Below are 16,013 nucleotides of genomic sequence, written 5' to 3'. Positions count from 1 at the left end.
TCCGTACTCACAAGCACCCACACGAATTGCTTGATTCGATTTGTTAAAGAGCGTTTGGTTAAGAGCCTTTCGTCTCAACCGAGGCGCGCATTCTACGCTTTCCTCAGAGCCTGTCAAGCGTTTATTTTGAAGTTTTTTGCGAGAAACTCGTTTAGCTTCAAACACTTGGCTCGCCGCGATCTCTCGTAGCGGGAGGCGAATCATACAGCACTTAGAAGCACTGTCAACCACCTTTTCAACCGCTTTCGATCATTTGATCGTAGCCCTTACAGCACCTTCAGAATTGTCTAACTCATTGAATTTCAAGGAGTTTGTCGTTCCGTTGTCGCTGGAAGTGGGGCGCATTATAAGGGGATTCGAGAGGGCGTCAACCTTTAATTTCAATAAACCTTGATAGCGCAGAAAAGCAAAGCGGGGAGGCCTGTCGGCCTCCCCGCTTTTCATCTAAAGCACACCCGCAACACGCAGACGCTGTACCTCGCCGGCATCCAGCCCCAATACTTCCCCCAGCACCACTTCGGTATGCTCGCCCAGCAGTGGTGGCGCCCGGCGATACTCCACTGGCGTCTCCGACAACCGTATCGGGCTCGCAACCTGCGGCACATTACCCGCCAATGGATGCGGAATACTCACCGCCAACCCACGCGCCAATACCTGAGGGTCCTGGAACATCTGCGCCAGGTTATTGATAGGCCCACATGGCACTCCAGCAGCCTCCAGCTGGGCCACCCACTCAGCCGTGGTCTTGAATACCGTAGCCTGACGGATCAATGGTATCAGCTCGGCCCGGTTGGCCACCCGCAGCTTATTGGTAACGAAGCGCGGGTCTTCCGCCCATTGCGGCTGCCCAGCCACCTCGGCGAACTTACGGAACTGACTGTCATTACCCACAGTAAGAATGAAATCGCCATCTGCCGTCGGAAAGTCCTGGTAGGGGACTATATTGGGGTGTGCATTGCCCAGCCGACGAGGAGGGGTGCCCGTGGTCAGGTAGTTCATTGCCTGGTTCGCCAGACAGGCCACCTGCACATCGAGCAATGCCATGTCGACATGTTGGCCGATCCCTGTCTGATCCCGGTGGGCGAGAGCAGCCAGCATGGCGACCGTGGAATACAACCCGGTCAGAATATCGGTAAGCGCCACACCCACCTTGACCGGCCCCGCGCCTTCTTCACCCTCCGGACGACCGGTCAGGCTCATCAGCCCACCCAATCCCTGGATCATGAAGTCATAGCCAGCGCGCTTGGAATAGGGCCCAGTCTGACCGAAGCCGGTAATGGAGCAATAGATGAGCTGCGGGTTTACCGCCTTGAGGCTCTGGTAGTCCAGGCCATAGGCAGCCAGCCCACCCACCTTGAAGTTCTCTATGACGATATCGCACTTCGCCGCCAGCTCCCGCACCAACCGCTGCCCCTCTGGCTGGGTAAAGTCGATGGTCACCGAGCGCTTGTTGCGGTTGGCCGACAGGTAGTAAGCCGCCTCACTGGTGTCCTCACCTTCGACATCCTTTAGGAAAGGCGGCCCCCATGAGCGGGTATCGTCGCCACTGCCAGGGCGCTCGACCTTGATCACGTCGGCGCCAAGGTCAGCCAGAATCTGACCAGACCACGGGCCGGCCAACACGCGCGAAAGGTCTAGCACCCGCAGATGTGATAGCGCGCCCATGGCTTGCTCCTTATTAATAGAACGCCTGGATACCAGTCTGCGCACGCCCCAGGATAAGTGCATGCACGTCGTGGGTACCTTCATAGGTGTTGACCACCTCCAGGTTAACCAGATGACGGGCCACACCAAACTCGTCGGAGATGCCGTTGCCGCCCAGCATGTCACGCGCCATACGGGCGATATCCAGCGCCTTGCCGCAGGAATTGCGCTTCATGATGGAGGTGATCTCCACCGCAGCCGTCCCTTCATCCTTCATGCGCCCCAGACGCAGGCAGCCCTGCAGCGCCAGGGTGATTTCGGTCTGCATGTCGGCCAGCTTCTTCTGTATCAACTGGTTGGCGGCCAGCGGACGACCAAACTGCTGACGATCCAAGGTGTATTGGCGGGCGGTGTGCCAGCAGGCTTCAGCGGCACCCAGCGCCCCCCACGAAATACCATAGCGAGCCGAATTCAGACAGGTGAACGGGCCCTTGAGGCCACGCACGTCCGGGAAGATGTTCTCTTCCGGCACGAACACATTGTCCATGACGATTTCACCAGTGATCGAGGCGCGCAGGCCAACCTTGCCATGAATGGCCGGGGCACTGAGACCTTGCCAGCCTTTTTCCAGTACAAAGCCACGGATATCGCCTGCATCATCCTTGGCCCACACCACGAACACATCGGCGATGGGACTGTTGGTGATCCACATCTTGCTGCCGGTCAGCCGGTAGCCACCATCGACCTTCCTCGCCCGGGTAATCATCGAGCCAGGATCGGAGCCATGGTTAGGCTCGGTCAGACCGAAGCAACCAATCCACTCGCCACTGGCCAGTTTGGGGAGGTACTTCTGCTTTTGCGCTTCGGTGCCAAATTCGTTGATCGGCACCATCACCAGCGACGACTGCACGCTCATCATCGAGCGGTAACCCGAGTCGATACGTTCCACTTCGCGAGCAATAAGGCCGTAGCACACATAGTTCAGGCCGCTGCCACCGTATTGCTCGGGGATGGTTGCACCCAACAGGCCGACTTCACCCATCTCGCGGAAGATCGCGGGGTCGGTCTGCTCGTGGCGGAAGGCCTCGAGCACACGCGGCGCCAGCTTGTCCTGGGCGAACTGATAAGCGCTGTCACGCACCATGCGCTCTTCTTCAGTGAGCTGCTGATCCAGCAGCAGCGGGTCGATCCAGTTGAAGCTTGCTTTACCGGCCATGAGCAAATCCTCGAAATAGGGGGCAGTTTCTTGTGCCTTTGAGCCTAGGCCTGATCGGCGGCGGGGACAAACGAGGATTGCGCACCGATTAGTGATATTTTGTCACTCCGTAAATCGGCAAAACGCCTTATTGACAGCCTTACAAGTGAGGTTGACGTACATGCGCCGTAAGATCCCCAGTACCGCCGCCCTGATTTGCTTCGAGGCGGCAGCCCGTAACGAGAGCTTTACCAAGGCTGCCCAGGAACTCGCACTGACCCAGGGTGCCGTCTGTCGGCAGATCGGCGGTCTTGAAGCCTTCCTCAATGTGGAACTGTTCCGCCGTTCGCGCCGCGGCGTGACGCTGACTGAAGCCGGCCTGTCCTACAGTCGCCAGGTGGCGGCCCAACTGGATGCCGTGGAGCGCGATACCTTGTCGGTGATGCGCCAGCAAGGCGCCAATGTGATCGAACTGGCGGTAGTACCGACGTTTGGCACTCAATGGCTGCTACCACGGCTCAAGGACTTCCAGCAGCGCCATCCGGAGGTCACGGTCAACCTTACCAACCGCACCCGGCCCTTCCTGTTTGCCGACACTGCCTTCGATGCAGCCATCTATTTTGGTGATGCAGACTGGTCAGGCACCCAGTCGCACCAACTGATGGGCGAAAACCCGGTACCGGTTTGCAGCCCGACACTGCTGAACGGCCAAGGCGTGCTCGAAGCACGCCACATCGCGCAACTACCATTGCTGCAGCAGAGCACACGCCCGTATGCCTGGCGGCAATGGTTCGGCAGTGTGGGCATGCACGTTGAGCGCGACATGACAGGCCCGCGCTATGAACTATTCTCGATGCTCGCCCAGGCGGCCATGCACGACATGGGCATTGCCCTGATACCACCGTTCCTGATCCAGCGGGAGTTGGAGGAGGGTAGGCTGGTGGTCGCTAACAGGCATGCCCTGAGTAGCGACAAGGCCTACTATCTGATGATTCCAGAGCGCAAGGTGGAGTCGGCCTCGCTACGAGCTTTTCGCGACTGGCTTGTGAGCCAGGCTCAGGCCTACATCAATAAGACAGGGACAAGCGCGACAAATTGACTCTGTAGTCAATTATTTTAAACACCTACAGATATATGTATATGTCGCATATACGCAAACTGTAACGCAAGCACAAAAATACCCTTTAACCCTGCTAAGTACGCGGCTTAGCGAGTTATTTTGCGACATCCAACTAGTCGTAAGCGAATTGGCCGATTTTTTTTTGATTTTTTCTCCTAATCTGCCAATGGCCCATGCTTGACGGGCTGCAGCCCTATCACTGCGACAAGCGGTCACAGGGTGACTTGTAGTTTTGACTTCGTTTCGCTCCAGAACCGGTTGAAGGCCTCTGGGTTCGTCTGCAAAATGCTTCGCCCCGCCCGGGATCCGGCGGGTTGGCGCTCCACAGCCGCCCCAGCGCACCATCCGAAGTGTGCTGGCTTCTACAAAGACAAAAGGTCACCGCAGGAGAAATAGTCGTGCACATTGGTGTTCCTCTCGAGACGCAGACCGGTGAGACAAGGGTCGCTGCGACCCCCGAAACCATCAAGAAACTGATTGGCCAGGGCCATCAGGTCACCGTTCAACGGGGGGCAGGGCTCAACGCCGCCATTCCGGACAGTGCCTATGAAGCCGTGGGTGCTTCCATTGGGAGCGCTGCCGATGCCTACGGCGCCCAATTGGTACTCAAAGTGGTCGCCCCCAACGACCAGGAACTGGCCCTGATCAACAGCGGCAGCCTTCTGGTGGGCATGCTCAACCCCTTCAACGGGGAACTGATCGGCAAGATGGCCGAACGCGGTATTACCGCCTTCGCCCTGGAAGCCGCGCCGCGAACATCGCGGGCGCAGAGCCTGGATGTGCTGTCGTCGCAGGCCAACATCGCCGGTTACAAGGCCGTGTTGCTGGCAGCCCATCACTACCCACGCTTCATGCCGATGCTGATGACCGCTGCCGGTACCGTCAAGGCGGCACGCGTGCTGGTCCTGGGTGCCGGCGTTGCCGGCTTGCAGGCCATCGCCACAGCCAAGCGCCTGGGTGCGGTGATCGAAGCATCCGACGTTCGCCCTGCTGTGAAAGAGCAGATCGAATCACTGGGCGCAAAATTCATCGACGTGCCATACGAGACCGACGAGGAGCGAGAGTGCGCCGAAGGCGTTGGCGGCTATGCCCGACCAATGCCGGCCAGTTGGATGCAGCGCCAGGCCCAGGCCGTGCACGAGCGCGCCAAGCAGTCCGATATCGTCATCACCACCGCGCTGATCCCTGGCCGCAAGGCGCCGACCCTGCTAAGCGCCGAAACCGTGGCGCAGATGAAGCCTGGCTCGGTAGTCATCGACCTGGCTGCCGCCCAAGGCGGCAACTGCCCGCTGACCGTCGCAGACCAGGTGGTGCAGGAGAATGGCGTGACCATCGTCGGCCCGACCAACCTGCCGGCCCAGGTGGGTGCCGATGCTTCGGCACTGTATGCACGCAACCTGCTGGACTTCATGAAGCTGCTGTTCGACAAGGACGGCGCGCTGACCATCAACCTCGAAGACGACATCGTCGCGGCCTGCCTGATGTGCCGTGATGGTCAAGTCGTCCGCAAAAACGGCTAAGGAGCACGACAATGGAAGACATGCTGATTTCCCACGGCATCTATAACCTGATCATTTTCGTGCTGGCCATCTATGTGGGCTACCACGTGGTGTGGAACGTCACCCCGGCGCTGCACACCCCATTGATGGCGGTCACCAATGCCATCTCGGCAATCGTGATCGTCGGCGCCATGCTGGCCGCAGCCCTGACCGTGACCCCGGCCGGCAAGTTGATGGGCACGCTGGCCGTAGCCCTTGCCGCAGTCAACGTGTTCGGTGGCTTCCTGGTCACCCGCCGCATGCTTGAGATGTTCAAGAAGAAAACCAAGAACGAGGCGAAGAAGTAAGCATGAGCATGAATCTGGTAACGCTCCTCTACCTCGTCGCCTCGGTGTGCTTCATCCAGGCGCTCAAGGGCCTGTCGCACCCGACCACCTCGCGGCGCGGCAATTTGTTCGGCATGATCGGCATGGGGCTCGCCATCCTCACTACGGTTGGCCTCATTTATAAGCTGGGGGCAGAACTTGCCACTGCCGGTATCGGCTATGTCATCGTCGGCCTGCTGGTCGGCGGCACCGCCGGCTCGATCATGGCCAAGCGCGTCGAGATGACCAAGATGCCCGAACTGGTCGCCTTCATGCACAGCATGATCGGCCTGGCCGCGGTATTCATCGCCATCGCCGCCGTACTGGAGCCGCAGTCGATGGGCATTGTGGCTGCCATCAGCGACCCGATCCCTACCGGTAACCGCCTGGAACTGTTCCTCGGCGCTGCCATCGGTGCCATTACCTTCTCCGGCTCGGTGATCGCCTTTGGCAAGCTGTCGGGCAAGTACAAGTTCCGCCTGTTCCAGGGCGCACCGGTACAGTTCGCTGGCCAGCACAAACTGAACCTGATCCTCGGCCTTACAACCATCGCCCTAGGCTTGCTGTTCACTTTCACTGGCCACTACAGTGCCTTCACTCTGATGCTGGTCCTGGCCTTCATCATGGGTGTGCTGATCATTATTCCGATCGGCGGCGCCGACATGCCAGTGGTGGTGTCGATGCTCAACAGCTACTCGGGCTGGGCAGCGGCCGGCATCGGCTTCTCGCTGAACAACTCGATGCTGATCATCGCCGGCTCCCTGGTAGGTTCGTCCGGTGCCATCCTCTCGTACATCATGTGCAAGGCGATGAACCGTTCGTTCTTCAACGTCATCCTCGGCGGCTTCGGTGGCGATACCGACGCTGGCGCGGCGCAGGGTTCGCAAGAACAGCGGCCGGTGAAGTCCGGCTCGGCTGACGACGCCACCTTCCTGCTCAGCAATGCCGACAGCGTGATCATCGTCCCGGGCTACGGCCTGGCGGTGGCCCGTGCCCAGCACGCGCTGAAAGAGCTGACCGAGAAGCTGACCCACAACGGGGTGACCGTGAAGTATGCGATTCACCCGGTGGCGGGCCGTATGCCCGGGCACATGAACGTACTGCTGGCCGAGGCTGAAGTGCCGTACGATCAGGTATTCGAGATGGAAGACATCAACGCCGAGTTCGGCCAGGCCGACGTGGTGCTGGTGCTGGGCGCCAACGACGTGGTCAACCCGGCGGCGAAGAACGATCCCAAGTCGCCAATCGCCGGCATGCCGATCCTCGAAGCGTTCAAGGCCAAGACCATCATCGTCAACAAACGCTCCATGGCCAGTGGCTATGCCGGCCTGGACAACGAACTGTTCTATCTGGACAAGACCATGATGGTGTTCGGTGACGCCAAGAAGGTCATCGAGGACATGGTCAAGGCGGTGGAGTGACAACAGTCGCTACAAACCCGCTGATATAAAGGAAGCCCCGGTCAGAATCTGCCGGGGCTTTTCTTTTATTGATCCGGATCAACGGCTCAAATACAAGGCTTCTCATACGACCATGGTCGCGGGACGGCAATGGGCGAAATCTCTAGACTGCGCTGCAGTAGTTTCAGTAGCCCGAGATAACAATCCATGTACCGTGATCGTATCCGCTTGTCCTCCCTGCACAGCAAGGTAATGAGTGCGGCTGATGCCGCTGGTCTGATCGAGGACGGCATGACTGTCGGCATGAGCGGCTTCACCCGCGCCGGCGAAGCCAAGGCCGTACCGCATGCACTGGCCGAACGTGCCAAGCAATCGCCACTGAAAATCAGCCTGATGACCGGCGCCAGCCTGGGCAATGACCTGGACAAACAACTGACCGAGGCCGGTGTACTGGCCCGCCGCATGCCGTTCCAGGTCGACAGCACCCTGCGCAAAGCCATCAATGACGGCCAGGTGATGTTCATCGACCAGCACCTGTCGGAAACCGTCGAGCAACTGCGCAACCAGCAGCTGAAGCTGCCGGACATCGCGGTCATCGAAGCCGTGGCCATTACCGAGCAAGGCCACATCGTGCCAACCACTTCGGTGGGCAACTCGGCCAGCTTCGCGATCTTCGCCAAGCAAGTGATTGTGGAGATCAACCTCTCGCACAACACCAACCTCGAAGGCCTGCACGACATCTATATCCCAACCTACCGCCCGACCCGCACGCCAATCCCGCTGGTCAAGGTCGACGACCGCATCGGCAGCACCGCGATCCCGATCGACCCGGCCAAGATCGTCGGTATCGTCATCAGCGATCAGCCGGACTCGCCGTCCACTGTGCTGCCGCCAGATGACGAAACCCAGGGCATCGCCGACCACCTGATCAACTTCCTCAAGAAGGAAGTGGACGCAGGCCGCATGACCAACAAGCTTGGCCCGCTGCAGGCCGGCATTGGCAGCATTGCCAACGCGGTGATGTGCGGCCTGATCGCGTCACCGTTCGAAGACCTGACCATGTACTCCGAAGTACTGCAGGACTCCACCTTCGACCTGATCGACGCCGGCAAGCTGAGCTTCGCCTCGGGCAGCTCGATCACCCTGTCGACGCGCCGCAATGCCGATGTATTCGGTAACCTGGAGCGCTACAAGGACAAGCTGGTACTACGCCCGCAAGAGATCTCCAACCACCCGGAAGTGGTACGTCGCCTGGGCATCATCGGTATCAACACCGCACTGGAGTTCGATATCTACGGCAACGTCAACTCCACCCACGTCTGCGGCACCAGGATGATGAACGGCATCGGTGGCTCCGGCGACTTCGCCCGTAATGCTCACCTGGCGGTCTTCGTCACCAAGTCGATTGCCAAAGGTGGCGCGATTTCCAGCGTGGTACCAATGGTCAGCCATGTCGACCACACCGAGCACGACGTGGACATACTGGTCACCGAGCAGGGGCTGGCGGACCTGCGTGGCCTGGCGCCGCGCGAGCGGGCGCGGGCGATCATCGACAACTGCGTGCACCCAGACTACCGCGCTGCACTGAACGATTACTTCGACCGCGCCTGCCAGCGTGGCGGGCATACCCCGCACATCCTGCGTGAAGCCCTGAGCTGGCACGAAAACCTGGAAGAAACCGGGCGCATGCTGGCTAGCTGATCCAGTCGTAGCAAGAACAGCGGCTTTCCCCCCGCTGTTCCGCTAACGCGACCTGTAGGAGCGGCCGCGTGTCGCGATGGGCTGCACAGCAGCCCCCTGCAATCTCCGCTGTATTGCTGACATTCTCGATTCCACTTCCGACCTTGTCACGACACGCGACCGGGTCAACAAATCTGTGCCACGCAGTTAACATTTAAAACTGTTCTACTGTACTGGTATTTTAACGCTTCTCCGCCTTTCTAAAACCTCAACCGCAGAAAAGCGCACCATATGTGTGCAGACCGGTACAGTTGCGCCTATTTCGAGTGCAACAGTAGGGTTACACAGTTAACTGAGCCATCGTCTTTCACCTGAACTGTATCTACTGTTATGGACGACAGAGGAGGATCATTGGCATCAGTTAAATCACTACCTAATCCCGCCATAAGCGGAAGGATGAAGCATCATGGAACGTACCCTCAGTTCCGGTCTGGTTTTTGAAAGCAACGCCCAGCAATCCAACGCCTCGATGCCACTGCGCGCATTGTCGACCCTGCTGCTGTGGCAGCGTCGTATGACCAGCCGTCGTCAACTGGCTCGCCTGGACTCCCGCCTGCTTGCAGATGCCGGTATCAGCGAGTCGCAGCGTTACGAAGAGCTGAGCAAGCCTTTCTGGCGCTAAGCTCCCGGCTTGCCGGCTTCGCCGGCACCGTGAATTCCTCAAACCCGTTGCAGGTGACTGCAGCGGGTTTTTTATTGCCCGACAGACGCGCAGTAGCGTGCTTCAGATTGCGACAGGTACAGTTTTACAGAAACTTAAATAAGCCATAACAGTTACCTGGCATTGCGGTCGTTGTCATCTCTAGGCAGCACTGCGTGGTACGCTTGGCCTAACCGTCTGCTAGAACCAGTTGATGAAAACGTACCGTGACGCGCCCTGCAAACGTCCGATACAGCAGAACCAACCTGACCTACCCAGGAGTCCACAATCATGAACCGTAAACACCTGCTTGGCGCCGTCCTGCTGCTAGGCTTGGCCGGCACTGCCAACGCCACCAGTTTCGTTGTCACCACCGACGCGGTAGTGGGCGCCGTTGCTGCCTCCACCGACGCCACTTCCGACGTGAGCTCTTCGTTCCGCGACGACAAGATTGTCCAGGCAGCCCGCGATGACGCTGCCAGCTTCGTCGGCACTCAGGGCGCTATCCGCGGCGCCCGACTGGAAAGCGCCTTTGTACACATCCGTTCGAACATGCCGGCCCTGCAAGCCAGCGATGCACAACTGGCCCAGGCCATCCTGGCCCTCTGATACGCGCCATGCACAACAGGTGCGTTGGCTTCGGCCCTCGCACCTGAGGTAGGCTTCGCCGTTCATTTTTCCAGCCTTCAAGAAAGCTCATGCGTTATCTGTTGCCGTTGCTGTTCGCCACCGCAGGCATGGCCAGCGCCCATGCCATGGATACCACCACACAAAGCCTGGTCATCACCGGCTATGTCACCAGCCAGGTCACAACCGCACCGTTCGATCGCAAACTGGTCACCCAGGCCCGCGACGATGCCGCCGCATTCGTTGCCAGCGACGGGCAGATCCGTGGTGCACGCCTGGAAGCCGCCTTGGAATCATTACGCCACAATTGCGCACGACACGCCGTCGGCGATCTGGAACTGGCGCAGGCAATTCTCGTCCAATAACTACACCTGACTCCCTGTATTTTTCGGAGATGCTCCATGCGCAAACCGCTGATTGCCGCTTCCCTCGGCATGCTGCTGCTGGCCGACCTGGCCCAGGCACAGACCCTGGTGGCCACCAGCAACATCATCGTGCGTGCCTTTGGCCGTTCGATCGACTTCACCTCGGACACCACCACATCGATCCGCGACTCCAAAGTGGTGCGCGAAGCCCACGACGACGCTGCAAGCTTCGTCGCCAGCAACGGTGACATCCGCGGCGTCCAACTCGAGGCCGCCTTCAATACCCTGCGCGAGCGCGTACCGGAAGCGCGCAGCGCCAGCGACCAGGTACTGGCTGAAGCCATACTCGCACTGTGAAGCGCGTGCGTGCCTGGCTGCTCGGCTGCGCCCTGACGCTGCTCGGCACGCCCGCCTTGGCCGACCTGCAGCTTGAGCTGCAGGCCTCCGGCCTCGACCCGCAACAAGCACAAGCCTCCCAAGCCCTGCTCGACGAGGCAATGGGCAAGCTGCCACCGCGTTTCAAGCAGCAGCTGGACCGCCGCGTGCGGGTCAGCTGGAGCGACAGCATGCCGCCCGACACTTACGGGCAGGCATCACTGATATCCACCCTCGAGCTCAACCGCCGCTTGCTGCCCAGCCTCACCGATGGCAGCGCCGCCAGCGAGCGCACCAATCGCCCACATGGCACGGTGCGTGAAGAGCTGCTGGCCACCGTGCTGCACGAGCTCACCCATCTCTACGACCGTGCCCGCCTGTGGCCCAGCGCCGAAAAATCAGTGATTGCACGCTGCAAGCGCCAGCAAGGTACGCTAGGCAAGGTTGGCCTGCCGGAAGAATGCCGCGGCCAGGCCGACCGCCGCTTCACCCTGAGCGACGACCCACGCCTGCTCGACCTGGCCGGGTGGCAGCAGTACGTGGGCCGACGTGGCGAGCGCGAACAGCACAATGGCCAATTCGTGCGCAGCCCCGACAGCTATGAGTTGAGCAGCCCCAAGGAATACATCGCGGTCAACATGGAGTATTTCCTCCTCGACCCGAGCTACAGCTGCCGTCGCCCGGCGCTGTACCAATACCTTCACGAACACTTCGGCTGGGCACCGCAACAGAGCACCTGTGCCAAAGGCTTACCCTTCATCAATGCCGGCAGTGACTTCGCCCGCCAGCCGCTAGGTGAAATCGACCCGGAGCGGGTCTACGAAGTGGACTACCTGCTGGCTGAAGCCAATCAGAACCTGGCCAGCCGTTGGGGGCACAGCATGCTGCGCCTGGTGATCTGCAAGCCGGGCCGCCCACGCGGACCAGATTGCCGCCTGGACCTCGACCAAAGCCTGGTGCTGTCGTACCGCGCCTTCGTTAACGACGTGCAACTGTCCAGCTGGGACGGCCTGGTCGGCAACTACCCGTCGCGGCTATTCGTGCTGCCGCTGGGCCAGGTGATCGACGAATACACCAAGACCGAGCTGCGCAGCCTGGCCTCGGTGCCCTTGAAGCTCAACCGCGACGAAATCGAGAACCTGGTGCGCCAGGCCGCCGAGATGCACTGGAGCTATGACGGCAACTACTGGTTCCTGTCCAACAACTGTGCAGTGGAGTCATTGAAGCTGCTGCGCAGCGGCACCGCCAATCCGCGCCTCAACGACCTGGACAGCATCATGCCCAACGGTTTGCTGGCCGTGCTCAAGGGCAGGGGGCTGGCAGACACCAGCGTGCTTGATAACCCACGCGAAGCGCTACGCCTGGGCTACCGCTTCGATTCTTATCGCGACCGCTACCAGGCGATGTTCGAGGTGCTGAGAAAGCAGTTGCCAATCAAGCAAGCGCTGGTCGAGGACTGGCTGGCCCTCGATGCCGAGCAGCGCCGTAGCTGGTTCACCAAGGCTGACCTGCGCACCAGCGCGGCGCTGCTTCTGCTTGAGCAGGCCAGCTTGCGCCGGCAGCTTCTGCTGGCCCAGGACGAGGTCAAGCAGCGCTACCTGAATGCCGCAGCATTGAAAGATGGCAGCATCAACAAAGCCGATGCCACGCTCAAGCAAATGCTTGCCAACAGCGGTTTTCTAAGCCGCCCGGCAGAGTTGCTCGACTCCAAAGGCTACGGGCTGCCGCAGCCAGAAGAGCGCAAGCACCTCGAGCAGGTGAGCAGAGAGCGGCAGGCACAGCTGTTGCGCTTGAGCACCAGCCTGGACAAAGAGGTGAGGGCGCTGCTGGAGCCGTCGCGAGCCAAGGAAATTGCAGCGGTCGAGGCCAACGTGAAGCAGATCGGCGAGCACTTGCGGGCGTTGCACAAGGCTGCTGGCGGTCTGCAGTTGTGATGCATGCAGGGGCTGGCCCTTTCGCGGGCAAGCCCGTTCCTACAGGCTCTCCTCGTCTTCCGAGGGCAAATCCTCATCCAGATGCAACCAGGGCAACCGGCTGCCCACCCAGATATGCCGGTTGGCTCGCACCCATTCAGGGTGATCCAGCGTCGCCACCGTCACATCGATCGTCTGCGGGCTATGCGTGGTCACCAGCGCCACATGCGCCCCACACTGCCCACAGAAGTAGCGGCTGCAACTGGCTGGCGCCACATAGCAGTTCGGCTCGCCCGTTAACCACTGGAACCCGGAACGGGGCAGGGTAAGCCAGGTGACCACCAGTCCACCGCTGACCCGCCTGCAGATCGAACAATGACAGTGGGCAATGTCCGTCAGGTTGCCCTCCAGCCGATAGCGCACGGCACCACAATGACAGCCACCTTCGGTTACATCCTGCATCACCTACCTCTCGTCACCTTTGCTTCAGCGAAAGCTGGCTGAAAGCTTGCCCTTTTAGGATAGCGCCCACTACCGGCACAAGACCGGTCAGCCAGGGCACCCGGTCAATACCGCGCCCGGCCCAATCAACAACAACAATGGTGATTCTGATGTATTCCTGTGCCCGCCTTTTCGTAGTCCCCCTCCGCATGCTCCCCGCACAGCGCGCTACGCGCTGATACGCCCGAATCGACTGTCCTTTCGCCGCGCCACGCCTGGAGTATTGCCATGCTGACCTTCCTCGGCTTTGCCATGGTCATCACGTTCATGTACCTGATCATGAGCAAGCGCCTGTCGGCCTTGATCGCGCTGATTCTGGTACCGATCCTGTTCGCCCTGTTCGGTGGTTTTTCCGCCAAGATCGGCCCCATGATGCTAGAGGGCATCAGCAAGCTCGCACCTACCGGCGTGATGCTGATGTTCGCCATCCTCTATTTCGCCCTGATGATCGATTCCGGCCTGTTCGACCCGGCCGTGCGCAAGATCCTCAAGCTGGTCAAGGGCGACCCGCTGAAAGTCTCGGTCGGCACCGCTGTACTGGCCCTGGTGGTCTCGCTGGACGGTGACGGCGCCACCACCTACATGATCTGCTGCGCCGCCATGCTGCCGATGTACAGCCGCCTGGGCATGAGCCCGCGGATCATGGCCGGCCTGATCATCCTAGCCGGCGGTGTGATGAACATGACCCCGTGGGGGGGCCCGACCGCGCGTGCTGCCAGCGCCCTGCACGTAGACCCGTCAGACATCTTCGTGCCGATGATCCCGGCCATGCTGTTCGGTGTGCTGGCGATCCTGGCCATTGCCTACATGTATGGCAAGCGCGAACGTGCCCGCCTGGGCGAACTGCATCTGCCTACCGACGACATCGACCACAGCGAAATCACCGTCTCGCAGTACCCGGACGCACGTCGGCCGAAGCTGCTGTACTTCAACGGTGCCCTGACCGCCGCCCTGATGGCCGCGCTGATCGCCGGTGTACTGCCGCTGCCAGTGCTGTTCATGATTGCCTTCAGCATCGCCATGATCGTCAACTACCCCTGCCTGCAACAGCAGAAGGACCGCATCGCCGCCCACGCCGGCAGCGTGCTGGCCGTGACCGGGCTGATCTTCGCCGCCGGCATCTTCACCGGTATCCTGTCCGGCACCGGCATGGTCGACGCCATGTCCAAGAGCCTGCTGGCGGTCATCCCTGAAGCGCTAGGCCCATACCTGGCTGTAATCACCGCGATCGTGAGCATGCCGTTCACCTTCTTCATGTCCAACGACGCGTTCTACTACGGCGTGCTGCCGGTGCTGGCCGAAGCCGCCAGCCACTACGGCATCACCCCCGTGGAAATGGCCCGTGCGTCGATCGTCGGGCAGCCGGTACACCTGCTCAGCCCGCTGGTACCCTCCACCTACCTGCTGGTGGCCCTGGCCGGTATCGAATTCGGCGATCATCAGCGCTTCACGCTCAAGTGGGCAGTGCTGGTATGCCTGTGCATAATGCTCGGCGCACTGCTGATGGGGATTTTCCCGCTGTTCAGTAGTCTTTAATACATCCGTATCACGTACGCGACGCGCCCTGACCGGGGCGCGTTGCCATTACCGCTCGAAGGAAAATACATGGAATGGCTGACCAGCCCGGAAATCTGGGTTGCCTTTTTCACCCTTACCGCGCTTGAGATCGTCCTCGGTATCGACAACATCATCATGATCTCGATTCTGGTCAGCCGCATGCCCAAGCACATGCAGCCACGCACCCGGATCTTCGGCCTGGCCCTGGCCATGGTCACCCGTATCCTGCTGCTGCTGTCGATTACCTGGGTCATGCGCCTTACCGCCGACCTGTTCGTGGTATTCGGCCAAGGCATCTCGGGCCGTGACCTGATTTTGTTCTTCGGTGGCCTGTTCCTGCTGTGGAAGAGCTCGCAGGAGATCTACCACGGCCTGGAAGGCGAGGACGAGAACGCAGAGGAGCCCAAAGGCGCAGGTGGCAAGTTCTTCTACACCATCATCCAGATCGCCATCATCGACATCGTGTTCTCGCTGGACTCGGTGATCACCGCAGTGGGCATGGTGTCCCACGTGCCGGTGATGATCGCCGCCATCGTCGTGGCCGTGCTGGTGATGATGCTGTGCGCCGGCGCCATCAGCAATTTCATCGACAAGCACCCGTCGTTGAAGATGCTCGCGCTGTCGTTCCTGATCGTGGTCGGTACCGTACTGATCGCCGAAGCGTTCGATGTGCATGTGCCGAAGGGCTATGTCTACTTCGCCATGGCCTTCTCGCTGGGGGTGGAAGCCATCAATATACGCATGCGCACCGCCATGGCCCGCAAGGAAGGCAAAGATCATGAACCGGTGAAACTGCGCAAGGACATTCCGGGTCAATAAGGCCAAGGAAGCGCAGTACAGCAAGGGCCCTTCGCGGGGCCCTTTTTCATGCCCGTTTTTTTTCTGTGCGTGATCACTGTGGGGGCTTGCTCGCGAAGCGACCCGCACAGGCAATCATTCATTTCAGATCTGTTTCAAATAAATGACTGCCATGCGAAGCTGGCGACAGCTGGGCAAAACAACTAAAGCTTTGAGTGAGCACTGAAAATTCTTCAAACGCTCACGTTTCATTTCTTGGCCCGATGGGCCTTTG

15 protein-coding genes are annotated in these 16,013 nt (G+C 60.1%); 12 read left to right on the top strand and 3 right to left on the bottom strand.

Annotated features, from left to right (window positions below; translation table 11 throughout):
- Positions 1 to 444: 444 nt before the first annotated feature.
- Positions 445 to 1,665: a CaiB/BaiF CoA-transferase family protein gene (locus ACF8GF_RS15245; protein WP_176683044.1), complete on the bottom strand. Its 1,221-nt coding sequence runs from the start codon at positions 1,663 to 1,665 to the stop codon at positions 445 to 447.
- Positions 1,666 to 1,678: 13 nt separating this feature from the next.
- The gene (locus tag ACF8GF_RS15240) at positions 1,679 to 2,860 is read right to left on the bottom strand and encodes an acyl-CoA dehydrogenase (protein ID WP_003252907.1); all 1,182 of its coding nucleotides are present in this window, start codon (positions 2,858 to 2,860) and stop codon (positions 1,679 to 1,681) included.
- A gap of 160 nt (positions 2,861 to 3,020) precedes the next feature.
- Between ACF8GF_RS15240 and ACF8GF_RS15235 the strand changes: the two genes are divergently transcribed.
- The 10 genes from ACF8GF_RS15235 (at position 3,021) to ACF8GF_RS15190 (ending at position 12,904) form a co-directional block, all read left to right on the top strand.
- Positions 3,021 to 3,938 carry a LysR family transcriptional regulator gene (locus ACF8GF_RS15235; RefSeq protein WP_176683042.1) on the top strand — a complete coding sequence of 306 codons (918 nt, stop codon included), beginning with the start codon at positions 3,021 to 3,023 and terminating at the stop codon, positions 3,936 to 3,938.
- Between the two features lie 419 nt (positions 3,939 to 4,357).
- Complete coding sequence (locus ACF8GF_RS15230; protein WP_392487824.1) at positions 4,358 to 5,479, top strand: Re/Si-specific NAD(P)(+) transhydrogenase subunit alpha; 1,122 nt, start codon at positions 4,358 to 4,360, stop codon at positions 5,477 to 5,479.
- Between the two features lie 11 nt (positions 5,480 to 5,490).
- Positions 5,491 to 5,805 (top strand): NAD(P) transhydrogenase subunit alpha, encoded by a 315-nt coding sequence (locus ACF8GF_RS15225; RefSeq protein ID WP_003252914.1) that lies wholly within the window; start codon positions 5,491 to 5,493, stop codon positions 5,803 to 5,805.
- Positions 5,806 to 5,807: 2 nt separating this feature from the next.
- Positions 5,808 to 7,244, top strand: a complete 1,437-nt coding sequence (locus ACF8GF_RS15220; protein ID WP_176683041.1) for an NAD(P)(+) transhydrogenase (Re/Si-specific) subunit beta — start codon at positions 5,808 to 5,810, stop codon at positions 7,242 to 7,244.
- A 186-nt stretch (positions 7,245 to 7,430) separates the two neighbouring features.
- On the top strand, positions 7,431 to 8,924 hold the full coding sequence (locus ACF8GF_RS15215; protein WP_176683040.1) for an acetyl-CoA hydrolase/transferase family protein: 1,494 nt from the start codon (positions 7,431 to 7,433) through the stop codon (positions 8,922 to 8,924).
- 445 nt (positions 8,925 to 9,369) lie between these two features.
- Positions 9,370 to 9,585 carry a DUF1127 domain-containing protein gene (locus ACF8GF_RS15210; RefSeq protein ID WP_021784625.1) on the top strand — a complete coding sequence of 72 codons (216 nt, stop codon included), beginning with the start codon at positions 9,370 to 9,372 and terminating at the stop codon, positions 9,583 to 9,585.
- Positions 9,586 to 9,894: 309 nt separating this feature from the next.
- Positions 9,895 to 10,212, top strand: a complete 318-nt coding sequence (locus tag ACF8GF_RS15205) for a DUF2388 domain-containing protein (RefSeq protein ID WP_176683039.1) — start codon at positions 9,895 to 9,897, stop codon at positions 10,210 to 10,212.
- Between the two features lie 89 nt (positions 10,213 to 10,301).
- Positions 10,302 to 10,595: a DUF2388 domain-containing protein gene (locus tag ACF8GF_RS15200; protein WP_176683038.1), complete on the top strand. Its 294-nt coding sequence runs from the start codon at positions 10,302 to 10,304 to the stop codon at positions 10,593 to 10,595.
- Between the two features lie 36 nt (positions 10,596 to 10,631).
- Positions 10,632 to 10,952, top strand: coding sequence for a DUF2388 domain-containing protein (locus ACF8GF_RS15195; RefSeq protein ID WP_021784622.1), 321 nt, complete (start codon positions 10,632 to 10,634; stop codon positions 10,950 to 10,952).
- Positions 10,949 to 12,904: a DUF4105 domain-containing protein gene (locus ACF8GF_RS15190; RefSeq protein WP_176683037.1), complete on the top strand. Its 1,956-nt coding sequence runs from the start codon at positions 10,949 to 10,951 to the stop codon at positions 12,902 to 12,904. Before ACF8GF_RS15195 ends, ACF8GF_RS15190 begins: the two co-directional genes overlap by 4 nt.
- Before the next feature lie 39 nt (positions 12,905 to 12,943).
- Here ACF8GF_RS15190 and ACF8GF_RS15185 read toward each other — a convergent pair whose 3' ends face one another.
- Positions 12,944 to 13,345, bottom strand: a complete 402-nt coding sequence (locus ACF8GF_RS15185; RefSeq protein WP_176683036.1) for a GFA family protein — start codon at positions 13,343 to 13,345, stop codon at positions 12,944 to 12,946.
- 267 nt (positions 13,346 to 13,612) lie between these two features.
- Between ACF8GF_RS15185 and ACF8GF_RS15180 the strand changes: the two genes are divergently transcribed.
- Both ACF8GF_RS15180 and ACF8GF_RS15175 read left to right on the top strand, forming a co-directional pair.
- Positions 13,613 to 14,920: a CitMHS family transporter gene (locus ACF8GF_RS15180; protein WP_176683035.1), complete on the top strand. Its 1,308-nt coding sequence runs from the start codon at positions 13,613 to 13,615 to the stop codon at positions 14,918 to 14,920.
- Between the two features lie 69 nt (positions 14,921 to 14,989).
- The gene (locus ACF8GF_RS15175; protein WP_176683034.1) at positions 14,990 to 15,760 is read left to right on the top strand and encodes a TerC family protein; all 771 of its coding nucleotides are present in this window, start codon (positions 14,990 to 14,992) and stop codon (positions 15,758 to 15,760) included.
- Positions 15,761 to 16,013: the final 253 nt, after the last annotated feature.

This window comes from Pseudomonas sp. yb_5 (assembly GCF_043103865.1).
GTDB lineage: Bacteria > Pseudomonadota > Gammaproteobacteria > Pseudomonadales > Pseudomonadaceae > Aquipseudomonas > Aquipseudomonas putida_Y.
Note: the sequence above shows the minus strand (reverse complement) of the source record. Positions and strands in the feature narration are given on the sequence as shown.